This is a genomic window from Sulfitobacter sp. EhC04 (assembly GCF_001650875.1).
GTDB lineage: Bacteria > Pseudomonadota > Alphaproteobacteria > Rhodobacterales > Rhodobacteraceae > Sulfitobacter.
Genome location: NZ_LXYI01000009.1, coordinates 133,215 through 155,936, shown reverse-complemented (window position 1 = coordinate 155,936; position 22,722 = coordinate 133,215). Strand labels below are relative to the sequence as shown.

16 protein-coding genes are annotated in these 22,722 nt (G+C 60.2%); 8 read left to right on the top strand and 8 right to left on the bottom strand.

Features of this window, described 5'->3' with window-relative positions:
- Positions 1–8 precede the first annotated feature (8 nt).
- Positions 9–908: a glycosyltransferase family 2 protein gene (locus A8B82_RS05035; protein ID WP_067289028.1), complete on the top strand. Its 900-nt coding sequence runs from the start codon at positions 9–11 to the stop codon at positions 906–908.
- A gap of 578 nt (positions 909–1,486) precedes the next feature.
- On the opposite strand, the gene A8B82_RS05030 is transcribed toward A8B82_RS05035, so the two are convergent.
- From A8B82_RS05030 to A8B82_RS05015, 4 genes are read right to left on the bottom strand one after another with little or no spacing between them, the layout of a single operon-like run.
- Entirely contained in the window at positions 1,487–2,311 is an 825-nt protein-coding gene (locus A8B82_RS05030) for a phytanoyl-CoA dioxygenase family protein (protein ID WP_067289026.1), read from the bottom strand.
- Positions 2,308–3,174: a phytanoyl-CoA dioxygenase family protein gene (locus tag A8B82_RS05025; protein WP_067289024.1), complete on the bottom strand. Its 867-nt coding sequence runs from the start codon at positions 3,172–3,174 to the stop codon at positions 2,308–2,310. The genes A8B82_RS05030 and A8B82_RS05025 overlap by 4 nt, the downstream gene beginning before the upstream one ends.
- A gap of 4 nt (positions 3,175–3,178) precedes the next feature.
- Entirely contained in the window at positions 3,179–4,465 is a 1,287-nt protein-coding gene (locus A8B82_RS05020; RefSeq protein WP_161489420.1) for a polysaccharide pyruvyl transferase family protein, read from the bottom strand.
- Between the two features lie 8 nt (positions 4,466–4,473).
- On the bottom strand, positions 4,474–4,761 hold the full coding sequence (locus A8B82_RS05015) for an acyl carrier protein (protein ID WP_067289018.1): 288 nt from the start codon (positions 4,759–4,761) through the stop codon (positions 4,474–4,476).
- A gap of 88 nt (positions 4,762–4,849) precedes the next feature.
- Between A8B82_RS05015 and A8B82_RS05010 the strand changes: the two genes are divergently transcribed.
- A complete protein-coding gene (locus tag A8B82_RS05010; RefSeq protein ID WP_067289015.1) occupies positions 4,850–5,602 on the top strand; it encodes a class I SAM-dependent methyltransferase in 753 nt (250 codons plus the stop codon).
- 103 nt (positions 5,603–5,705) lie between these two features.
- On the opposite strand, the gene A8B82_RS05005 is transcribed toward A8B82_RS05010, so the two are convergent.
- Complete coding sequence (locus A8B82_RS05005) at positions 5,706–7,544, bottom strand: polyketide synthase (RefSeq protein WP_067289012.1); 1,839 nt, start codon at positions 7,542–7,544, stop codon at positions 5,706–5,708.
- Positions 7,541–9,619, bottom strand: a complete 2,079-nt coding sequence (locus A8B82_RS05000; RefSeq protein WP_082899143.1) for an AMP-binding protein — start codon at positions 9,617–9,619, stop codon at positions 7,541–7,543. Before A8B82_RS05000 ends, A8B82_RS05005 begins: the two co-directional genes overlap by 4 nt.
- Positions 9,620–9,714: 95 nt before the next feature.
- Between A8B82_RS05000 and A8B82_RS04995 the strand changes: the two genes are divergently transcribed.
- The gene (locus A8B82_RS04995) at positions 9,715–10,734 is read left to right on the top strand and encodes a hypothetical protein (protein ID WP_161489419.1); all 1,020 of its coding nucleotides are present in this window, start codon (positions 9,715–9,717) and stop codon (positions 10,732–10,734) included.
- A gap of 14 nt (positions 10,735–10,748) precedes the next feature.
- Here A8B82_RS04995 and A8B82_RS04990 read toward each other — a convergent pair whose 3' ends face one another.
- A complete protein-coding gene (locus A8B82_RS04990; protein WP_067289006.1) occupies positions 10,749–13,181 on the bottom strand; it encodes a class I SAM-dependent methyltransferase in 2,433 nt (810 codons plus the stop codon).
- A 109-nt stretch (positions 13,182–13,290) separates the two neighbouring features.
- On the bottom strand, positions 13,291–16,008 hold the full coding sequence (locus tag A8B82_RS04985) for a glycosyltransferase (RefSeq protein WP_161489418.1): 2,718 nt from the start codon (positions 16,006–16,008) through the stop codon (positions 13,291–13,293).
- Positions 16,009–16,353: 345 nt separating this feature from the next.
- Between A8B82_RS04985 and A8B82_RS04980 the strand changes: the two genes are divergently transcribed.
- From A8B82_RS04980 to A8B82_RS23450, 5 genes are all read left to right on the top strand, one after another.
- On the top strand, positions 16,354–17,277 hold the full coding sequence (locus A8B82_RS04980) for a choline ABC transporter substrate-binding protein (RefSeq protein ID WP_067289002.1): 924 nt from the start codon (positions 16,354–16,356) through the stop codon (positions 17,275–17,277).
- 82 nt (positions 17,278–17,359) lie between these two features.
- Entirely contained in the window at positions 17,360–18,193 is an 834-nt protein-coding gene (choW, locus tag A8B82_RS04975; protein ID WP_067288999.1) for a choline ABC transporter permease subunit, read from the top strand.
- Positions 18,190–19,206: a choline ABC transporter ATP-binding protein gene (gene choV, locus A8B82_RS04970; protein ID WP_067288997.1), complete on the top strand. Its 1,017-nt coding sequence runs from the start codon at positions 18,190–18,192 to the stop codon at positions 19,204–19,206. The genes choW and choV overlap by 4 nt, the downstream gene beginning before the upstream one ends.
- 189 nt (positions 19,207–19,395) lie before the next feature.
- Positions 19,396–19,665 (top strand): hypothetical protein, encoded by a 270-nt coding sequence (locus A8B82_RS04965; RefSeq protein WP_067288994.1) that lies wholly within the window; start codon positions 19,396–19,398, stop codon positions 19,663–19,665.
- A 181-nt stretch (positions 19,666–19,846) separates the two neighbouring features.
- A complete protein-coding gene (locus A8B82_RS23450) occupies positions 19,847–22,693 on the top strand; it encodes a calcium-binding protein (protein ID WP_082899141.1) in 2,847 nt (948 codons plus the stop codon).
- The last annotated feature ends 29 nt before the right edge of the window (positions 22,694–22,722 follow it).

The following is a 22,722-nucleotide window of genomic DNA, read 5'->3' as shown; positions in this document are numbered from 1 at the left end:
GTGCCGTTGTGCAGGTTAAGCCCAGTGTCTCGCAAACGGAAGGCGCTGAAGCGGCGACACCCGATATTTCGATCGCGATCACGTGCTGGCGCATGGATCGGGAACTGCCCCGCACGCTTTGGTCACTGTCGCGCAGCTTTCAGCAAGGGGCCGAAGGGCTGAGCTGGGAAATCATCGTGGTCGACAACGGCTCTGAGCAATTGCCTGCCGCGCCTGACATGACGCCTGTCCCGCAGATCATTGCGGCAACCAGCCCCGGTCCGTCGCCGGTCAGTGCGATGAACCAGGCACTGTCGCTGGCACGCGGCAAGATCATTGGCGCATGGATCGACGGCGCGCGCATGGCGTCATCAGGCCTGTTGGCCGCCGTGGCCCGTGCGGCCGCGGCACATCCGGCCCCCGTGATTGCCGTTCCCAACCGGCAGTTCGGGTCTGACCGGCAGGCCACGGCCACGCAGCACGGCTATGATCAGGCCACCGAGGACGCGCTGTTGTCACGGGCCGGCTGGCCCGACCCGGCGGCGGACTTTTTTGCCGTGTCATGGCCGGAAGAGGCCTCCGCCACCGCACCGATGCTGGAATCGAATGCCTTGTTTCTGCACCGCGACACCTGGGCGGCGCTTGGTGGCTTTGATCCGCTCTTTACAGAGCCGGGCGGCGGCATGTGCAATCCCGACATGCTGGACCGGGCGCTGAACCACGCCGGGACGCAGTTTGTCCGCATGGCCGGGGTCGCGACATTTCATCAGATCCACGGCGGCACATCGACGTCTGACGCCGCACAGGCGGTACGGAGCGTGAAGGAAGCGACGCGGAACTATCTGCGTTTGCGCGGCAAACCACCACGCAAGCAGCGCGCGCCCGGCTGGCTTTATGATGCAACGACCGGCGTGATGACCCGCAGCTAGAAATTGCCGCACAAAACCGGGAAACGATATTACAGCGTTTCGGGATAACCTGAATCATCGCACATCACTTTTCGCGTTCGACCGAAGGGAGAGGCAGCGAACAAGTGATCCAAGTATATCCCGGACCGCTATACGCTCCTCGGATATGCCAAATCAACAGGTTACAGCGTCCTGGCTTTGAATTGAGGCAGGCTACATCGCCACTGTCCCGAGAGCGCGTAGCTTGGCGGGGTATCGGCGCTTCCAATTTCACGCGAAGTGTCATAGCGGCCCCGGTGCTCTTGCCCGCCCCATCCGCCAGTGCTTTGCAAATGAAGACATGTCATTTTTGACATGTCTTCATTTGCAGGTCAGCGCCGAGCGCATTTCCCGACAAGGCATATCGTTCAAAAGTGGGAACCGGTTCTGAACGCCCCGGACATGCGACATTAAGGCGCCCCGCCTTAAACTTGAATCGCCGATACCCTGCCGCGCTTCGCGCTCTCGGGACATCGGCGATACGGAGTGTATCAGGTTAAAGGCGGGACGCTGTAACAAGTCAGAGCGCGTCGTGTGAATTCGAATGAACGCGACACTTTCTAGCGCGGTTGCTGATCAATCCCGGCCGCTTCGCGCTGCACCAGAGAGGCCGAATGCCTCAGAATGTCGCGGTAGCGCCGCAAGGCCGCAGGCTCAAGATCGGACTGCGGCCGCTCTTCCAGAAGATAGGTGCCGTGGTCGCGCCCACGCACATGCGTGGCATAGCCCTTTTGATCGCCAAGCTGCCTGACATCACCGGCGACATAGCGGATCGCAAAACCGATGCGTCTGCCGGAAGTTGCCTGATTGGGGGTCGACCCATGCACCAGTGTGACATGGTGGAGCGACATTTCACCCGGTTCGAGCGGGCACATCACGGCGCTTGCCTCATCAACCTCACCCGCGACCTCTTCGCCCAGTGGCAACATGGATGAGGGCGCGTTCCTGACCGCATGTGGAAGCGCGCTCAAATGGCTGCGCGGCACCACGCGCAGGCATCCGCTCTGCGGTGTGCTGGGGGTCAGGGCAAGCCATGCGGTCAGCCCCCTGGGCGCATCCAGCCCCCAGCAGGTGCCGTCCTGATGCCAGGGCACCACGCTGGATGATCCGGCATCCTTGGAAAAGAAACTTGATCCCCAGCATAGGATGTCCGGCCCGAGAATGTTCTCGACGTGGTCGAGGATGCGGTGATCGTGAACAAGGTCCCACAGGAACGGATAAAGCAGGTGACCCTTGGCGTTGAGCCGCGCAAACCCTTCCTGACCAAGGCGGCGTTCGGCCCGTTCAAGTCGGATCACAAGCTCCGCCGCAGCTTCTTGCGGCATGACCCTGATGGGGCTGGCAAAGCCTTCTCGGGCGAAATCCTGCGCCAATGTATCGGTCATTTCAGGTGATCCTTTCCTGCCGCCGATTCGGCAAGATGACGGGTCTTTGCGTTGCGGATGACGTTGGCAGCCTGTCGGATGATCCCGCCGTGCCGGGCCAATGCAGCGGGGTCCATTTCAGCCTCAGGCCGCATTTCAAGCGGCCCCTGCGCCAGGTTCCTGCCGCGCACCAGCGTCGCGGTGCCGCCTTCCTGGCGGACCCGCGCGGATGTATAGCGGATCACAAACCCCAACCGGCGGTCGTCAGAGGCATTTGGCCCGGACCCATGCAGCACCTGTGGGTGGTGCAGCGACATCTGCCCCGGTTTCAGCGTCATCCAGACCGCCTGGCTGAGGTCAAGCTGGGTCTCGACTGCTTCCCTTGCGCCCAGCATGTTTTTGTCGTCACCCGTGTCCAGATGGCGCAGCTGCCGCGCATGAGTGCCGGGCATCGCCTGCATGGCACCGGAAGCGGTAGTGGCGTCACTCAGGGCCAGCCAGGCCGTTGCGCCATTGTTTTCATCCAATCCCCAGAATGTCGCATCCTGATGCCAGGCGACATAGCCGTCCGAGTGGGCGGGTTTGTCGATCACGCTGGAGCCGATGCACAGAATGTCCTCTCCCAACAGGCTGCTGACCCGGTCAACGATGCGGGCGTCGTGGACGACATCCCAAAGGTAGGGCAGCAGCAAATGGGGCTTGGCGCGCACCAATCCGGACAAGCGCCCGTGTTTTCGGGCCTCCAGCGCTTCGATGCGCGCTCTCAGCGCTTTGGCCTCATCTTCGGGCATCACGTCAATCGGGTGCAGAAATCCGTCGCGCTGAAAAGTCTCGCATTGGGTCGCGTCCAATCCGGCGGGGCGGGCAGGGGAAAGCTGTGTCATGGTTTCAGAAAGGCTCCATCTCGCGTACGTCGGCACCGTCCACTGCGGCTGCGCGGTCTTTTGCGGTTGTGAAAGGCGTCATTGCCCAACCCGGCCCTTCGCGGTCCAGCCCGGCACGCATTGCAAGCGCCGCGAAACGCAGTCTTGCACTTCGCTTTGGTGCCGGTCCGGTGGCAAAGGCAGCGGCAATACTGTCCCAATGCTGCCCAAGCTGCGCCGAGATGGCTTTCGGCAGGGCAGGCGGGGTGGCGGCAAGTGTCCGGGGCAGTGCAGCCAGTGCCGCAGCCCAGTTGTTCACAAGGTCCTGGGGCCGTTCCAGATGGGCAACCAGACCGTCGAATTTCCGATAGGCAGGCCGTGCAACCAAAAGCCCCGGCACACCATATGCCGCCGCAGTGATGTAGCCGTGCGCGGAAGAACCTGCATAGGCCCTTGCATGGGCAAGCAGTGCCGCGACATCGCGCAACCCTTCGGGCCGGTCAAGCGCAACTGCCGGGGTGCCTCGGTCGCGGACTGCCGCAGCAACATCGCGTGCGATGCGGTCATCGGCATGTGCTGTGCCCAACCCGATCAGGACCGGCGTAAGGTCCAGCGACCGGCAGGCTGCCGCCAATCCATCGGCAAAGGACGGGATCGGTTCACCGCCCAGCGATCTTTGCCGCACATGGACGGCCAGCACGCGATCCTTCCGTTCCAATCCCAACTGGGCGCAGAGGCGGGAAAAGTCATCTGCCAATCCGTCCCGAGGCCAGACGCGGTCCAAGCCCAGGATCGGGTCCGGCACGATTGTTGCCGTGGGAGCATTGGCCATACGGGCGGACCCCGCGTCCCGCAGCGACAGGTAATCCGCAGCGGCAAAGGCTGCGGTGGCAAGGGGGACGACACCCTGGCGCAGCGGGTGCGGTGTGCCTGGCGCGTTCCAGGCGACGGGCACGTCACGCAAGGCCGCCACCAGGGTCGATCCCAGCCAAACGGAAGGCGCGACCGCCGCACCAATGCCTTGACCGCGATATTCCCTCAGGGTGTCCATCCGGTGCGTATGCACGATGTAGCCGCCCCCGATCAGGATGCCGGAAAATGACCTGCCGGGATCGAGGGCCGACCAGATCGGACGGCTCGGCAAAGCCTGCTTCAGATTGATCGTGGCCCCGGTTGGCGAAAGCGCCTGCACCTGGTATCCGCGCAGGCCCAGTTCATGCGCCGCCACCACGGGGAACATCAGGTCGCCGAAGTTGAGCATGTCGAACATGCCGGAAATCAGAACCTCCCTGGAGCCTTCTGATCCGGGCACATCCGATGTCATACTGTGGCGGAACGTTCGCTGATCCGTTGCGCGATATGCAAAGACAGTGCTGCGACGGAAGGGTTGTTGAAGACCTCGCTCGGGCTGACCTCAATCTCGTATTGTTCTTCCATCATGCCGCACATGATGGTGATCTCAACGGAATCCAGACCATAATTGTCAAAGCGGTCGTTGACCGGGAAAGAGTCCTTCGGCATGTCGATCACGGATGAAATATAGTTCACCATCCAGTCGCTGACCGCAGCCGCGCGAGTGGTGTCCTCTGAGGTTCCGTTGGTGTGCATGGACGTCCTTTCGTCGGTGAATTGTAGAATAGCAATTGACTTGAAACGCAGTATTCCCTTTCCTCAGACGACAACCAAAAGGATAGCCATGTCAAGCGAATGCGCCCTGAGATTGAAAGAAAGTGACTATGATTTCGCCATTCTCCATCCAGCGCTGCGTCGCCTTTTTGGGGCAAGCGATCTGTACAACTATGGCTATTGGCGCGACGCCGATGGTGGGCGTGTCACGACGTTGCCGGAGGCCGCAGCAAGGCTGGTCCAACTGCATGTAGAGACCGATCCGGGGCGTGGCAACACCCGTCGTGTACTTGATGTGGGGTGCGGGCTTGGCGCATGCACCGGGATGTTCGCAGCCGCCTACCCGGATGCAGAAATCACCGGGGTCAACTACTCTGCGCGCCAGATCGCCCATGCGGAACGCTATCATGGCGGTCCGCGCATCAATTTCCGACAGATGGACGCGACGGCGCTGGATTTTCCGGACCAGAGCGTTGACTGCATTCATGCTGTCGAAGCCGCCATGCATTTCAACCCGCGCCGCAGGTTTTTCGAAGAGGCGCGCAGGGTTCTTGTGCCGGGCGGACGGTTGATCCTGACCGATGTTCTGGCGCGCAGGCCGACGACCTTCATTCCCGCCGCCAACAACGAATCAACGATCAGCGACTATGCCCGGACCTTGGTGGAAACCGGGCTGCAACCCATTGATATTTCGGATGTCCTTGCCGATACAGCCGCGCCCTTTGCCAAGGCAATGCACGATAATGCGATGCATGCCTACGGGCGCGCCATCGAGGAAGATGTTTCAGGCTATCTTCTTGTCCATGCCGTGAATCCCGGCTGACCGACCAGCAGATTGCTGTCAATTCGCTGGTTCTGCCTTTTGAAAGGCGGTCCATTGCCGGTGCAGTCACTGTCCTTGCCATCGCAGGAACCTCAGCAGGGGGTCACTTTCCCGCCTCTGGCGGGGACGGCGTTTCAACGTACCAGCAACGTTGCCTGTCGAACGGGTATCCCGGCAGGTCGGGTGCCGCTGGGTCCGCTTCTGTGACGGCGCGGGTATCAAGCGTCGCACCGGCAAGATGCAATGCAAGCAGGGCTGCCGGGATCTCTCCGGTCGGGGCCGAGACCCTGACGGCGCCTGTTCCACCCGCATCTGATGCGACAAGGTCCGGGCAGGCCCGGCAAAGGGTGGCGAACAGGGCTTCGGACAAGGGTTCCGGCGTTTCAAGCATGACGTGACCCAAAAGCCGTGCGGGCTGTTGCGCTGGGCCGGAAACGATCCTGCCCGCAGCCGCCCTGGCCTCTGCGATGGTATCGGCCTGAAACCCGGCGCGCAGGTTCAGACCACCCCACCGGCGCGTTACGGTGGCCGACAGCCTGTGCAAGCAGACCTGCGGATCATCCAGCGCGGCAAGAAGCTGTGTTGCCCGATGGCGAAGTGCCGCCGGACTGGCGGCAGACAGCAAAAACAGGTGGCCGCCTGATGTCGTTCGGGCACCTGCACCCGGCGCTGCCGCCGCGTGGGCATCGGCGGAACAGACGATGGCATGGCAATTCAGCCCGCTCATGCCGAAGGAACTGACGCCAGCAACCCGGCGCTGGCTTTGCCATGAGCCTGTGACCTGCGGCACTTGGAACGGAAGGGCGTTCCAGTCGATGCGAGGGGAGGGCGTTTCAAAATGTGGCTGTCCCGGCAGGATGTTGTCGCGCACCATCACAATCGCCTTGATCAGGCCTGCGATGCCCGCTGCCGCCTCCAGATGGCCGACAGCGGCCTTGATCGACCCAAGTGCAGCAGGTGGACGTTTCCGGTCGGCAAAGACCTCAGCGAGGGCCAATGTTTCGATTGCGTCACCCAATGCTGTTGCGGACCCATGCGCTTCGATTGCGCCGATATCGTCCACTGTGACCCCGGCAGACCGCATCGCCCCTGTGATGACCCGCACCTGTCCTGCGCGCGACGGGGCGCTCAAGCCGTTGCTGCGCCCGTCCTGGCCGGTCGCCCAGCCCGGCAGGACGGCGTGGATGCGGTCGTTGTCGGCCAGCGCATCCGGCAGCCGTTTGAGCACCACGATACCGCAGCCTTCGGACCGGACGAACCCATCCGCGCCCGCCTCGAATGGACGTGTCTGGCCAGTGGGCGACAGGACATTCATTTTCCCCAGCGCCATGAAACCGGCTGGGTTCAGCAGCACGTTGACGCCGCCGGCCAACGCAATATCACAGTGGTCCAGGCGCAGCGCGTCGCCCGCCAGTGTCACGGCCGTCAGGCCCGAAGAACAGGCGGTATCCACAGTCAGCGAAGGCCCGGTAAGGCCAAGGCAATAGCTGACCCTGCCGGAGACAGCAGCGTTCTGTACCGCATTTGGCAAATGGGCATTGCTGGCAAAATCCGGGGATCGCGCCATTTGCATCGCATGATCTGAGGATGCCACACCGATGTAAACGCCTGCCGGAGTGCCTTCGAGATTGGCGGGAGACAGGCCCGCGTCCTCCAGCGCATGCCAGGCCATTTCCAGAACCAGACGTTGCTGGGGGTCCAGCAGCGGCGCTTCATTGGCAGAGATGCGAAAGGGATGGCGATCAAAGCTGTCTATGCCGTCCACTAGGCCCATCGCCTGGACCGGCAGGCGGTCCGCCCCCATCAGCGCCAGACGCGCAGGCGTTACCGGGCCGGTTCCGCTGCGGCCCGTCCGCAGCATATTCGCCAGATCCGCCACAGAGGCCGCGCCGGGAAACCGGCAGGCCATGCCAACAACTGCAATCGGGACCTGCGACGTCATGACTGCGGCGCCTTCATCCGGCTTGCCAGTGTTGTTGCCAACATGCGTGGGTCGGGCAGATCGAACAGTTCCTCTGTCTGAACCTGCGCGCCGATTGCGGTTTCAAGGTCCAGCGACAGGTCGGTCAACATCAGGGAATCGAGCCCCTGATCGCTCCAGGGCAGATCGGGGTCGACCTCGTGCAAAGGAACATCCGTCGCGGCAGCGACCCAGGCCAGGAAAAATTCCAACAGCGTTGCCGCATCAAGCTGGCCGTTCCGGGCTGTCTCGGCCAGCGCACCGATTGCGACAAGCTGGGCTTGCCTCGATTTTGCGTGGTCCGGTGTCCAGTCGCACAGCACCTGCTGTGGTTCGCTTTGCAGCCGCACATGGCTGGCGCTGCGCCTGATCTTGCCGCTTGAGGTCCATTGCAACGTGCCGGGCCGAACCAGCACCACACGATCCGCCTCGACCCCAGTTTCCGCCATCAGACGCCGCCAAAGGCGCGATGCAAGGTCCATGTCGCCGCTGCTGGCAGCCGTCGAGGGCAGGGCATCCCGGTCGGTTGAAACCTCTGCGATAAGCACAATTTCATTTTCGCCGGTTTGCCGCACGGCAAGGCGTCGGCGTCGGACACGGGGCTCGACGCCATCCAGAACCAGTTCCAGATCGGCGGCATGCAGGGTACGTCCGTGCCACAGCACGATGTCCTTCATACGTCCGGTGACATAGAGTTCGCCATCAAGCAGGAATCCGGTGTCGCCACTGCGCAGATAGGGGCCTTCGCCGGTTGCGGTGTAGGCACCGAAAGTCTTGCGGCTTTCTTCTGGCAATCCCAGATAGCCGCTGCCCATGCTGTCCCCCGCAATCCAGATTTCCCCGATCCGGTTCGGCGGGCAGGGTTGTCCTGTCTGAGCTGAAACGATCTGCACACCACCCGTTGTCCGGACCGGCCCGGAAGACACAAGCTGTCGGCCCTGTCCGTTCTCGGCGGTGACCACGATGTCACGCTCCATCGCCGCAGGGTCGAACCATCCGGTTGTGGCACCCTTGCCCCCGCTTGCCCCCGAAACCAGAAGCGTTGCCTCCGCCAACCCATAGCAGGGCAGGAATGCCTGCGGGTCGAAACCGCAGCCCGCAAAGGCTTGGGCGAAACTGTCCAATGTCGTGGCCTGAACCGGTTCGGCACCGTTCAATGCCACCCGCCACGACGCCAGATCCAGCTCGGACCGGCGGCCTTGCGGAATTGTTCGCACGCAAAGATCAAAGGCAAAATTCGGTGCGACAGACAGGGTCGCGCTGAAACGGCTGATCGCCTCCAGCCACCGGATGGGCCGTTTGATGAAGGCCACCGGGGAGAGCACGTAAGTGATATGCCCGCGCCAGAGGTTGAAGAGCAATCCGCCCATCAGCCCCATATCATGTTCCGGCGGCAACCAGGTCACACTGCGTTCTTGCGCGCGCGGTTGAACAGCTGCCGCAATCGCCTGCTGTTGTGCGGCCAGGGCGGCATGCGTCACCAGCACCCCGCGCGGTGTGCTGGTCGAGCCGGAGGTATATTGCACGACCGCAATGTCGTCCGGTTGCACATCCGGCAATGGCATGTCCTGTTGTGACCCGCCGATCCCTGCAAGGTCTTCGATGAACAGCAGATTATGCCCGGCAAACAGATCGTCCGCCGCTGCCGCAGCAATTTCCGCAGGGTTCGCACCGGTCAGAATCGCCACGCAACGGGCTTCTTTCAGGATCGCCGCCGCCCGCGCCCGCATGACGGCGCCTGCCGGAAAGGCGACCGGCACTGCCGCACATCCTGCCATGAAAATGGCGATTAGCCCGGTTACGAAGGCAGGCCCATGACCGCACATCAGGGCAACCCTCGCCCCTTTAGTACAGCCCGCCGCCACAAGCCCGAGTGCCAATTCGCGCGCATTTATTGCAAGCGCGCCATAAGTCAGTTCCTGCGATGGGCCTGTGGGGTTGAGGTAGTGAAAAGCGATGTCCCCGTACCTGGATTCCCCATGCGACATGACAACCGCTGGCAGCAAGTCGCAAGTGGCCGGGGCAGGGCGGTACACGGCATCTGGCAACCCCGTCATTTGTTGTCCCTTGAGGTGCGTTTGACAGCTTCGAGTTGCAAGTCGGGCGGGGGTAACATCCTATGCGCGGGTGGGGCAAAGCGAAGACGGGACAAATGACAGGAACTGAACCAAGGCTCTTGATTATCGGCTTTTCGAATGTGGCCACGAAATGGGGCTTTTCCATCCCGACGATCGAACGCCTCAAATCCGTCTGGCCGGGGGTCGAAGCCTTTCGCGTCGGTTTGGGCGCGTTGCAGCCACAGGTCATCCCCCCCTATATCCGTACTGCGGCAGAGGCGTTGGGGCCGTTTACCCATGTGCTGCTGGAAATCAATTCTTCGGCTTACGCCATGCATCCGCTTTCGACCGAAGAAAATGGCCGCGAGCTGTTGGCGGATATTCTTCTCACCGTTCAGGATTGCGGGGCGGAGGCGGCGTTCATGTTGCACCTGCGGCACTGGACGCGGCCGGTTTGTCTTGATTTCGACGCCCTTGTTAGCCGGTTCTGCGCGGAACTGGATCTGCCGATCATCGACCTTTCCCAAGGCTGGATCGCGCAACATGGTGCTGATCAGGTCGCGGCGTGGATGCGCGATGAAACGCACACCACAAAAGAGGGCGGCGAAGCCATGGCAGAAACCCTGACGCCTTTTCTGATCGACTTTCTGGGCCGCCAGCCCTCGTTGACAGGGCGCAACCTGCCGCGCCCGCGCTTGCGGCGCGGGGTCTTGTCGACAGCACCATTGCTGGAAGGGTGGCCGAGGGAGCGACATGAATGCCTTGGCCTGCCCCTTGATTTCGCCCGGATAGACGGGGGCGAGGCGCGCCTTCAGCTTGACCACACGGTAAGGGCGCAAGGCCTTGTCCATATGTTTCACTGCGCAGGAGGGCGCAACACCGTGACACTGGACCCGTCTGGCGAAACCTTGCCCCTGACCACGATTGATCCCCACAGCAATGTACCTCGGGTTGGCGTCTTGGCCTTTGACAAGATGCGCGGTACCGATCTGCGGGGCCTGACGATCTCGTCTACGGAACCTGCCGACGACGTCCAATTGCGCAAAGGCGTCCGGGAAACGCCGTTGCGGATCTATGTGGGGCCACTGCTGACCCTTGAACCTGTGCAAGACTGACCGGCCCATTGCGTTCATCTGCGATGCAGTACCCAGGATTGACGCTTGGCCTCAACTTCGAAACCCTGTTCATGGGCAAACTGCTTGACCACATCCTGCATGACGAACTTGCCGGTCTCGTCCGGCCAAAGCCAATCGTCACCGCACAGGATGGCATCCGGGAAGAGATGATGCGCAATCTGAAGGTCGACCTGATGCTTGAAGGCATCAATATAGATCAGGTCCGGAATGATGTTGCGGCGGCGCAGGTAATACAGCGCTTCGGGTGACGAAAGGCGCAGCGGATAAAAGCGGTCCTTGTAGGCGCGCAGATTGTTCAGTGCCACGGGGTAGTTTCCGTATTCCAGCAATAGCCCGGCAATCCGTTCCACTTCGCCGTCGGAAAGATGCTCGATATGGCGGGACATCGTCGGATGCGTCAGCATGCTCTCGACATACTCCGCCCAATTGCCATTCCAGGGGTCCACGCCGATCAGTTCGAGATCCGGTTTGGTGTTCAGCCAGTGCAGGGACGATCCGCCCAGAAAGCAGCCGATTTCGACCATCAGGCGGATATCTTTTTCGATCAACTGGCGTTGAACGATCTCGCGGCCCCCGTCGCCGTTGCAGTCCAGCGCCAGCAGAAAGGGAGGGTGCTGATCCCAGGGGAAATCGGGCCATGGCTGGTCCCGTTTGAGCTTGGCCAACCCAAGGATGGCATCAGAACCGAGGGGGACATCCTCGGCTGGATAGACAGACCCTGCAATGTCGCGTTCTGTACGGACCATTGAAACGAACGGGGCGGTTTTGACAAACGGGGCAACTGACGATTGCGCAGCGGCTTGCGGCACCGGGGGCTGTTTTTCCTGCTTTGGTCGCGAAAGCGCCTCGGCCGGGGGGCGCGCGCCTTTTTTATAATGAAAGATGCTGTGGCCCGAAATGCCCTGCCAGGCGACGGTCGGAATGACGGCCCGGCGCAGGTCGTCGCGTTTGAACAGCTGGATGGGTTCGACCAGATGCTCACCCGGTCCCCAGACCTTGGACAGCAGCGCTTGCAGGTCAACAGAGCCGAAGATCCGCATATGGTCTTCCTGCCCGAAGCGGGCAAGCCGTTCGGCATCGGTCAGGTCCGGCGAAAGATCCTCGATTGTCCTTTCGCCCCGGATCGGAACAGACAGGAAATGAATGCCGCCGGGTGCCAGAATGCGGTCCATCTCGCGCAGGACGGTTTCCACGTCGCAGGGCACGTGCTCCAGTACATGGCTGTGCAGGATCAGATCATAGCTGGCATCGGGGATGTCGCCAAGGTCGGTGCACAGGTCCAGCTTGCGCATCTTGATGAATTTGCTCTTGTAGCGCTCGACATCCAGATCAGCGCCCTGATAGGCGTCGCCGGACAATTCCGTCAGCTTGCGCGCAAGCCCAAGCTCAGGCGCAAGATGCAGAACCCGTTTGCCCGCCTCGAAACCGCCAAGCCGGTCGAGCGTCATCCACATCAGGCGGTTGCGTTCAACGCTTCTGCATTTCGTGCAGCGGGCATTGCTGCGTCCATTGAATGCTTCAAATTCCGTTCCCTGGCAAATCGGACATTCCAGTTCGGGGGCCTGGGATGCGCCAGAACCGTTACCGGCCTTCGCGACGGCGGGGGCAGGCGGATCGGACGGGCGGGTGATGGCGGGGCTTTGCCCGATGTGGCTGACCGGACGTCGCGCGCCGGCGGACACGATCTTGCGCAGCACGAAGGTTGCGTTTGAATGGCTGGGATTGTGAGCGATGCTGCGGCGCACCACCGCCAACCGCCCGCCAAGGGAACGCAGCATGTCGGAGATATCGGCCCCGTAATCTGTGTAGACCAGACATTTCGTCCCATCGCCGGAATTGTGATAGCGGGCGGGCTTGATGAATACCTCTTCGCCATCCACGAATTTGACGCGTGGCTCGGTATGGTCGGGAAATGGGAAATCGTTGGGGATCGTGAACACATGCACCCCGCCGGGCCTCAGCACGCGCAAGGTCTCGGCAAATGCAAGTTCGATATTGGGCAGATGTTCCATCACATCGGACGAGATGATCAGGTCAAAGCTGTCCTCATCGAATGTCAGCTGGGTCAGGTCTTCGTTGCGGACACCGTTCGAGGATTCGCTGCCAAGCGGCTCCTCAGGCCGGAAATAGGACCGCGTGTAATTCTTCAACCCCTGCAGGCGCTGCACAAATGGACCACGAAGGGCGGGTTCATAGATGGCGACATCCTGCAGCAGCTTCTTTGAAACAAGATCGTCAATGGACAAGGCCTGTCCGCGACCGAATTCGTCGATGATGACGCTGGCCTGATCCCGCCAGCGCAGGGTGAAGCGACAGTTGGGGCAGGGGTAGGACTCGCGCAGGGACCGCTCATTCCCAAGGGAAAAACTCCCCTGGTGGCCGCAGATTGTACAAAGTCCGTGTTGTTGGGTTTCCTGCAAATTCATGCCTCCTTGCACGAAGTAAATTCAGCCTGACGCCCTTTGGCGACCAGGGGCCACGGCATTCCGGGAAAGTCTGGTGATGGGGGCCGGGATGCCATATTCGGTAGTACGATCAGTCGAGGGGCGGGAGCAGCTCCGCCACAACCCTCGGGGTTTGAGGATTCAGCACTTTTTTATCGTCCTTCCTGCCCGCAAATGATTGGATAATGATTTTCATGTAGGCGCGCGCCGACGGGTTCTTTCCGTCTTCAGGCAGGTCGATCCGGGACACTTTGTCCGACAGGTGATGCTGTTCGAACGCCTGCTTTACCGCATCGAGAAACCCGGCATGGTCCGGAAAGACGGACAGCCCGTCATCCGCCGCAAGACCAAGCACTTCGGTAGAAATCACGGGAACGCCCATGGCCCGGTACATATGTACCTTCAGCGGGTTCATGTAGGACGATATCTCGTCCGACAGATGGGGCAGTATCGCCAGATCGCAACTGCGCAGCAGGTTCAGAACCTGTGATTCCTGCATCGGTCCCCAGTATACGACATTCTTTCTGGCGGTAAGCCTGCTCAACGCGGGAATCTGTCGTCTTGCCGCACCGACCAGGTGCAGGGTGATATCATCGGAAATCAGGGTCAGGCTCTCCAGCAGGGCCCAGTCGATCCTGTCGTTCATGTTGCCGGAGTAGATGACATTGAAGCCGGTCTCGCCGCCCATGCGCTCCTGAGGCATCTGCTCTTCCGCGCCAGAATACCAGTTCGAGATGACCGAAACTCTGCCGCTCTCGATGTCCTGATCCGTGATCATTCCGTAGTCCTTGAAGAAATCCACGTTGAATTGCGAATTGAACACAAGTGTCTCGGCCATTGAGATGAGGCTGAAATATTGCGACCCCACATACCTCTTTGTCGTCTCGTTCGCCCATGGAAACTGATTGTCCACGATATCAATGATGCAACGGAATTGCGAAATGATGTCATAGACTTCTTCGAGAAAGCGAATGACCGGGAACAGGATCAGCATGCTGTGTGTCGGAGAAATGCCCTGTTCGACCAGGTAGGACATGAAGTCTTCGTTCAGGGACCCGACGGAGGAATGCAGGATTGTGTGATAATCGACATCAAAACCGTCCCTGTAGGACCTTGCGATCTTCCGGTCGATTGCGGGGCCGACAATCTTTGCATCACCTGAAAACTCAAAAGCCTGCTTGAGGATGGAATCGTAAGTGGTCCGGTGGCAAAACTCCAAAACGATGACCCGGAAGGACGGGAAAAGCGATTTGTAGGATCGCGCAATCTGATCAACACGCCGACCGTAGATGCCCGCGTCATTCTGTTTCCACAGAAGGACCAGTGTGTCCTGGGGTGCAACGGCCTGTTCGGATTTGTCAGCGGCCAGAAGGCTGAAACTCATCGGAAGTGTCGTGGCTTTCGCCTCGGCTGTGTGAAAAGCCTCATAAGCGCCATCGAAGGAGAACTGATGCGGTAGCCCGATCTCTGTTTGCAGCGCCATGGCGTTCTTGATGGCTGCGGAAAAGGTTGAACCGTGGAAAATGAAGACCCCGTTGACGTTCTCCAGGTCCTCGACGCTTTGACTGTAGGGGACAAGCGCAGGACGCCCCACGGCCAGGGCATCGCCGATCTTCGATGAAATCTGATACTTTGTGATGCTCTCGTCATTGACGCCCTGTGTCGGAAACCCGGTGAGCACCACATCGAACGTGGAAAGCAGGTCGAACAGGTCGGCGTTTTTGACATTGTCCTGTACGACGACGCCCAGTTCGATCAGTTCATCTTTCAAAGATGCCGGGCTGAAATCGCCATATACGTGAAATTCCAGGGGTATCTGCAAGTTCCAACTGGACACACGAATGGCCCGCGCAGCTTCGATCAGCCCCTTGTGGGGCCGCACGGTTCCGATAAAGCCGATCTTGATGGCTTCGGGATGTGCCGCCGGTGGCGTGACGCTTTGATAGGCAGGTCTCGCATGGCGGACAATCTCGGCATCGCATTCAACGGCCAGTGTCGCGCTTGCCGCCGTATGTGCGGTTATCGCCCTTTGCAGATAAGAGGCCAGCGGCACCGAATTCGGGCCATAGTAGCGATCCGCCTTGGTCTGTTTGGAAAAATGATGATCGTTGTCGTCATGATCCAGGATCAGTTTCGTGGTCTTGCCGGAAATCCGCGCCGCCAATTCGAATGTGGGCAGCCTGGGCTTGCTCAGCCAGATTGTCGGAAAATGCAGACCCACCATCTGGAAGAGCGAAAAATACCGATGCCGGTCATCCCAGGGGATGACGATCCTGTCGAAATTCTCATTCTCCAGGGGGGGCCATAGTTTGGTGCCAAATTCCGAAAAATTAAAAGAGAACAGAAAGGCAGGTCGATGTTTGGCGATCACGTTGTAAAGGACATGGGCCCGGCCAATCGGGTTGTGGCTTGATTCCCAGCATGCGATCGCAACGCTGTCGGGGCTCTTTGAAACCTGTCTGGCCTTCATGACTTGTTGCAGGATCGCGCCCGCCGGGACGCGCTGTTCTGCAATTTTTACGTGTACAAGCCAGGAGCGCTCTCCGTTGCAGGCATGCAGCTCAAGCCGGTCCCCGATTTCGATGCCCTCGGCAGAGAATTCAAACCCAAGATCGCCGGGCAGGCCAACCTTGCTATTCACATCCCGTCGCGGAATGTCTTTTCGTAATAATTTGATTGGAAAGTTATTTTTCAGGACGAGCGGCTCGGTGCCGTCCTCTGCACCCACCAGCCATCCGCTGTATTTGCCGTCTGCCTGCTTTTCGATCCTGCCCAATGCCTCGCCTTGCCGATACGGTAATTTGGTCATTGTGTCGGCATTAGGCATAGTTACACTCTCAGGTGTGGGGACAACCTTGAGTGGTATACCAGCATCTTCGGGAACGGGAAGCACTTTCCTGCCGGTTTTGCGACATTAGGGTCCTGATCCTGACCTCGCCGGAAACGACGCCGCCGGAACATCAGATCGACACCGCACGGTGCGTCGAGGGCGAAGGTTGCCACGGGGTGTTTGTACCGCTGTGACCTTTGCGGTAATGAAGGGGCAGCCACGGGCAGGGGGCGCGCGACCGGCGATCAACCGATTTATCCGGTTGCAAAGCCGCGCGGGAGCGCTTTCCTGTAGCTACACAAAAACAACAACGGGAGATCACCTATGAAAAACCTACTTGCCACCACCGCTGTTACCCTCACGGTCGGCACAGCCGTTGCCGCCGCAGGCTGTGACAAGGTCACGTTTTCCGACGTTGGCTGGACCGACATTACCGCCACCACCGCCGCTGCCACCGTCGTGCTGGATGCGCTGGGCTATGAGACGGAGATCAAGATCCTGTCGGTGCCCGTCACCTATACCTCGATGGCTGCGGGCGACATTGATGTCTTTCTGGGAAACTGGATGCCCACGATGGAGGCGGATATCGCCAAGTACCGCGACGATGGCACCGTGGACACCGTGCGGGCCAACCTTGAAGGCGCAAAATACACATTGGCAGTGAACAAGGCGGCAGCGGATCTCGGGATCACCTCCTTTGACGCCATCGCCGCCAACGCCGAGGCGCTGGACGGCAAGATCTATGGCATCGAGCCGGGCAATGATGGCAACCGACTGATCCAGTCCATGATCGACGACGATGCCTTTGGCCTGAAGGATTTCGAAGTGGTCGAAAGTTCCGAGCAGGGGATGCTGGCGCAGGTCCAGCGTCAGTCCCGCAAGGAAGAGCCGATCGTCTTCCTTGGCTGGGAACCGCATCCGATGAACGCCAATTTCGAACTGACCTACCTGACCGGCGGCGATGACTTCTTTGGTCCCGATCTGGGTGGTGCCACAGTCTTTACCAACACCCGCGCAGGCTATGTCGGGGAATGCCCGAACGTGGGCAAGCTGCTGGAAAACATGGAATTCTCCCTTGCCATGGAGAACGAGATCATGGGCGCGATCCTGGATAACGGCCAAGACCCGGAGGATGCGGCCGAAGGCTGGCTCAAGGCAAATGCCGGTGTGCTGGATACCTGGCTGGCGGGCGTGACCACCAAGGACGGCGGCGACGCCATGGCGGCGGTCAAGGACGAACTGGATTGATCGCCATCAATGAATGAAAGATGCCCACCCTCGGCGGGGTGGGCATTTTTATGATATTGCCTGACGTAACGGGGACGCGCGGATGAACTGGCTGACCGAAAACAAGATACCCATCGACGATGTCGCCGAAGGCGCTTTCGAGTGGTTGCAAATCAACGGCGGCTGGTTCTTTGACGGCCTTTCCGACGCGATGGAGGCGCTGATCGAGGCGATCCTGTGGGTGTTGCAAACGCCGAACCCGCTGATCATCGTCGCGGTCTTTGCGGCCCTCACCTGGGTCATCCAGCGCAACTGGAAAGTGCCCGCGCTGGTCATCGTGGGGTTCCTGTTCATCCTCAACCAGGGCTATTGGGAGGAAACAACCGAAAGCCTTACGCTGGTGCTGTCGGCCTGTGTGGTCTGCATGGGGGTGGGCGTGCCCATCGGCATCGCGGCGGCACACCGTCCCAGGCTGTACCGTTTCATGGCTCCGGTGCTGGACCTGATGCAGACCTTGCCGACCTTCGTTTACCTGATCCCGGCCATCGTGTTCTTTGGCATCGGCATGGTGCCGGGGCTGATCGCCACGGTGATCTTTGTGCTGCCCGCGCCCATCCGGTTGACGCAGCTTGGCATTTCAAGCACCCCCAAGGCGCTGCTTGAGGCGGCCCAGGCCTTTGGCGCGAAGCCAAGCCAGACGCTTTGGAAAATCGAACTGCCCTATGCCCTGCCGCAGATCATGGCGGGGCTGAACCAGACCATCATGCTGTCGCTGTCGATGGTGGTGATCGCGGCACTTGTGGGCGCCGATGGCCTTGGCGTGCCGGTGGTGCGGGCGCTCAACCAGGTGAACACCGGCCTTGGTTTTGAATCCGGGCTGATCATTGTTGTCGTGGCGATCATGCTCGACCGGATGCTGCGGGTGACACGCAAATGAAAAACGCTGTTGAATTCGATAAGGTGAGCATCGTTTTCGGCGACAAGCCGGAACAGGCCTTGCCGTTGATGGACAAGGGCCAAAGCCGGTCCGAGATCGAGGCGGCGACGGGGCAGGTGCTGGGCGTGCACGACTGTTCGCTCAATGTGGCCGAAGGTGAGATCCTTGTGTTGATGGGCCTTTCCGGCTCGGGTAAATCTACGCTTCTGCGTGCGGTCAACGGGCTGAACCCGGTTGTGCGCGGGTCTGTCACTGTCAATGACGGCGCATGGTCGGCCAATGTGCAGGGCTGTTCAGCGCCCGACCTGCGCAAGGTCCGCCGCGAATGCGTGTCGATGGTGTTTCAGCAGTTCGGCCTGCTGCCCTGGCGCAGCGTGCGCGACAACGTGGCGCTGGCGCTGGAACTGGCCAATGTGCCGCGCGGCGAAAGACTGGAGCGCGCGGACAGGCAGTTGGCGCTGGTGGGCCTGTCGGATTGGGCCGACCGCAAGGTGGGGGAACTGTCCGGCGGGATGCAACAACGCGTGGGCCTTGCCCGCGCCTTTGTCACCGAAGCGCCGATCCTGCTGATGGACGAACCTTTTTCGGCCCTGGACCCGCTGATCCGCACCCGCTTGCAGGATGAATTGCTGGACCTGCAACGCGATTTGAAACGCACGATCATATTCGTCAGCCACGATCTGGACGAGGCATTCAAGCTGGGCGGGCGCATCGCGATCATGGAGGGCGGGCGGATCGTGCAGGTCGGCACCCCGCGCGAGATTTTCTCGAACCCTGCCTCCGATTACGTTGCCGAATTCGTGGCCAACATGAACCCGCTTGGCGTGCTGACAGCGCGCGACGTGATGGGGGCAGCGCAGACCGGAGAACACGGATCGGTGGATGCGGAAATGCCGGTGGCCGATCTGATCACCCGTTTGAGCGGGGAGGAAACCTGTCTCGAAGTACGCGAAGGCGATGTGATTATCGGATCGGTCACCGCACAGACAATTGTCGATCGCCTGAAAGGCTGAAGGTTCCGCAGACCTGCTGTTACAGCGTCCCGCCTTTAACCTGAAGCATATCACTTCGCCAATGTCCCGAAAGCGCGCAGCGCGGCAGGGTATTGGCGCTTCAATGTGCAGGTAGGGCGCTATAAATCAGGTGGTTGACAGGGCGGATTTGCTCTGCCCAGATAATTTGCCTCTGGGGGGAGATTTAAAATGTTGTACTTTTTCTTGATCAGCGCGGTCGTTTTGGCAATACTGAGGTGCCTGTCGGTCTATTTTCCCGATGGAACAGCGATGCAGTTTTTTGCAGATAAGCTGGTTCTATTCGCGTATTTGGCCTCGGGACTTTTGCTTGTCGCCGCGGCAATGAGCGAAAAGGGTTTGTCGAATGCCCAGACCTCGGTATTGCTGAAGATTGCGGGGTTCTGGGTTATAGGGTTGGTTATTGTCTGGGGGGTTCCTGCGATTTTCCGCAGGATGTGAGCCTTTCGGAAATTGCATTTGTGCAAGAGATTTCGGGGGGAATTTTTGATCCTGTTGTTGCGGCGGCTTCGCGCCATGCGCCTTTCCTTTTCCAAAGGTGGCCATGTGCACATGCGCCCGGAAACACCTGCCAATCCATTTCGTCATTCACAGAGACACACATAATTTTTAAGGAGAAACCATGCCCCAGACTCAGCTTGCAGAGGACCCGACCACGGAAGTGCCCGAGGTCCTGACCACAATCACCTTTTCAGAGCAACCGCAGAATACCACCAACCCGACCTTTGAATTCGACAACAATACGGTCACCACTGTGGGCCAGATTGTCAGTGACGGTGCCCAGCCCAATACGCCGGTGATCGCAGCCAATACCAGTTACCGGGGCCCGGTGTTCCTGTATTTTGAAAACCCTGTGAACTACGTCAGCCTCGATGTCGGCTATTTCGACAATGTCGGCAGCACCCGCATCGAATTCCGCGATGCGGCGGGCAATGTCGTGCATGTCGCCCACAATACCGGCCTTGGCGTTCTGACCTTCGAATTCGAATATGACCTTGGCATCGCCTCGGTCGCCGCCATCGACGAAAGCTTTGATGACGCGGGGTTTTCGGTCGATACCGTGGTCTTTGGCGATCCGGTTGCTGATCTGGACCCGCCGACCATCGAACTGCTCGATACGGTGCCGGCCGGGGTCGACCGCGATCTTGGCGTGATCGAGGCGGATACCGAGTATTTCTTTTCCGATTCCGTCAGCGAAGTGGACACCGAGGACTACATCCGCGTCACCGCGAACGAGCAATTGACCGCGACGATCCGGGTCTATCTGAACGGCAATCCAAACGATGTGCGCGAACTGGCCGTGACCTTCGAGCAGGGGGTGAACATCATCCAGCTCAGCGCGCTGCCCGGTTACACCGATGCCGAACCCTATTCGGTGATTGTGGATGTGAATCCGCCGACACGCTTGCCAGAGGATGATCTGATCGACGATCTTTTCGCCAGCGTGGCAGGGGCGCTTGTCTTTGATTTCAACGCCAAGAAACACGAGATTTTCCAGCTTGTCGTCGACAACATGGATAATGCCGACGACGCGGCGCGTATCCTGGGCAAGATCGGCAAGGCTTTTGGCGTCTTGGGGCTGGTGCTGGACATCGGCAACCGGATCGACAACGTCTACAATTCCAATGACGCGCCCCGGCAGGCCTTTATCGAGATTGTGGATATGTTCACAGGGATGGCCGCGACAGGTGCCGTCACTGCCGGCGTTTCTTTTGTCGGAACGCCAATTGCGGGGGTCCTGGGCGGCTTTGTCACCGGGCTGATCTATACCTTCGGGCTCAGTAACTCCGTGCGCAACACGGCGAACGGCTGGTACGATGACCTGCTGAACGAGGCGAACATCGAAAACAGCGGCGCATTGCCGGGCGATGTGATCGGGGTCGATGAGGTTGCGGGCGATGTCGATATTTCCGCGAACATCTTCGATGCAGAATTCTATCTCGACACCTATGCCGACGCCGCCGAGGCGGTGAACTCGGGTGCGGCTGTCAGCGCGCTGGCCTATTACCTGTCGATCGGGATCAACCAGGGCCATCAGATCAACGATCAGGGCACGGTTGTCGCACCTGCCGACCTGGCGCTGAATGTCACCATCGACAATCCGGCGAACCTCTTTGACATCGGGGTCTTTGCCGCAGAATTGGGCACGCGGCCCGGTGACGGCGTGACCACGCCAGAGGCCGACCTGGCCGATTACATCAACCAGCAACGGACCGACGGCACCGAATACGCGTTCAACGCCGCGCTCTCGGCGCTGGCCAACCGGGTCGCGGTGGACTGGATCGGGAACCGTGCCGAGGCGCCGTTCAGCGTGGCTTCTGCCGCTGCTGCGGCAACCTGGGCCGAGATGTTGACCAACGGCCAAAGCTATCAGGCCGCGCTGGACAGCATCGCCGATGCGGCAGGCATCGACCTGTCGCAGACCCAGATCCTCGCGGCCTGGAACCCTGGTGCCACGGCGGCAGAGGTGTTTGCCTATCTCAGCAACTCGACCGCCGGGTCACAGGCGCTGATCGGGCTGGATTACAACTCCATGGGCATCGCCAACTTTGGTGGCATGTGGGTGATCCTGCTGTCCGACGATTTCCTTGCCGATGATGTGACAACGCCCGACGACAGCGGCGTGTTGTTCCTGTTCGGAGAGGAAACCTCCGATTTCATCGTTGGCAGCGAAAGCGCGGATGACATCAGCGCCTTTGCCGGCAACGACGAGGTCAACGCCGCGGGCGGGAATGACATGATCGACGGCGGTGGCGGCAACGACACCCTGCGCGGTGGGTCCGGCGACGACATGATCGAAGGCGGGAACCAGGAAGACCTGCTTTTCGGTGATGCCGGCAATGACACCATGGATGGCGGTGCCGGGTTCGACCTGATGTATGGCGGCACTGGCAATGACTTCATGAACGGGGGCAACCAGGCCGATAACCTCTTTGGTCAACAGGGCGAAGATACACTGCTGGGCGGCAACGGGTTCGACCGGCTGTTTGGCGGCGATGACGACGACGTCGCCTATGGCTGGTTCGGGACCGATGCGCTGTTTGGTCAGCTTGGCAATGACCGGCTTTATGGTCAGGGCGACAACGACCGGCTGTTCGGCGGTCTGGGCAATGACTTTGTAGATGGCGGGGCCGACGACGACGAAATCGCCGGGGGTGCCGGGTTTGACACCATCGCCGGCGGCACAGGTAACGATGTGCTGGTCGGTAACTTCAACGCCGACACGTTCATCTTTGCCGATTTCGGTGGCGGTTTCGGTCAGGATACGATCCGGGATTTCGACGCCAACAACGTCTTTGAACGGATCGACCTGCGGTATGTCTCCTCGATCCGGGATCTGAACGATCTGATGACCAACCACGCGACGCAGGTCGGGCAGGACGTGTTGATCGACGCGGGCGGTGGCAACACCATCCTGCTTGAAGGGGTCGACCGCAACGATCTGGATGCGAGCGACTTCATCTTCTGATCCCGATCCCGCACCAACGACAGGGGGGC

What these genes read in the sequence shown, in the direction of transcription:
- A8B82_RS05030 (WP_067289026.1), bottom strand. Translation starts at nt 2,311, where the DNA reads ATGACCGATACATTGGCGCAGGATTTCGCCCGAGAAGGCTTTGCCAGC.
- A8B82_RS05025 (WP_067289024.1), bottom strand. Translation starts at nt 3,174, where the DNA reads ATGACACAGCTTTCCCCTGCCCGCCCCGCCGGATTGGACGCGACCCAA.
- A8B82_RS05015 (WP_067289018.1), bottom strand. Translation starts at nt 4,761, where the DNA reads ATGCACACCAACGGAACCTCAGAGGACACCACTCGCGCGGCTGCGGTC.
- A8B82_RS05010 (WP_067289015.1), top strand. Translation starts at nt 4,850, where the DNA reads ATGTCAAGCGAATGCGCCCTGAGATTGAAAGAAAGTGACTATGATTTC.
- A8B82_RS05005 (WP_067289012.1), bottom strand. Translation starts at nt 7,544, where the DNA reads ATGACGTCGCAGGTCCCGATTGCAGTTGTTGGCATGGCCTGCCGGTTT.
- A8B82_RS05000 (WP_082899143.1), bottom strand. Translation starts at nt 9,619, where the DNA reads ATGACGGGGTTGCCAGATGCCGTGTACCGCCCTGCCCCGGCCACTTGC.
- A8B82_RS04995 (WP_161489419.1), top strand. Translation starts at nt 9,715, where the DNA reads ATGACAGGAACTGAACCAAGGCTCTTGATTATCGGCTTTTCGAATGTG.
- A8B82_RS04990 (WP_067289006.1), bottom strand. Translation starts at nt 13,181, where the DNA reads ATGAATTTGCAGGAAACCCAACAACACGGACTTTGTACAATCTGCGGC.
- A8B82_RS04985 (WP_161489418.1), bottom strand. Translation starts at nt 16,008, where the DNA reads ATGACCAAATTACCGTATCGGCAAGGCGAGGCATTGGGCAGGATCGAA.
- A8B82_RS04980 (WP_067289002.1), top strand. Translation starts at nt 16,354, where the DNA reads ATGAAAAACCTACTTGCCACCACCGCTGTTACCCTCACGGTCGGCACA.
- choW (WP_067288999.1), top strand. Translation starts at nt 17,360, where the DNA reads ATGAACTGGCTGACCGAAAACAAGATACCCATCGACGATGTCGCCGAA.
- choV (WP_067288997.1), top strand. Translation starts at nt 18,190, where the DNA reads ATGAAAAACGCTGTTGAATTCGATAAGGTGAGCATCGTTTTCGGCGAC.
- A8B82_RS04965 (WP_067288994.1), top strand. Translation starts at nt 19,396, where the DNA reads ATGTTGTACTTTTTCTTGATCAGCGCGGTCGTTTTGGCAATACTGAGG.
- A8B82_RS23450 (WP_082899141.1), top strand. Translation starts at nt 19,847, where the DNA reads ATGCCCCAGACTCAGCTTGCAGAGGACCCGACCACGGAAGTGCCCGAG.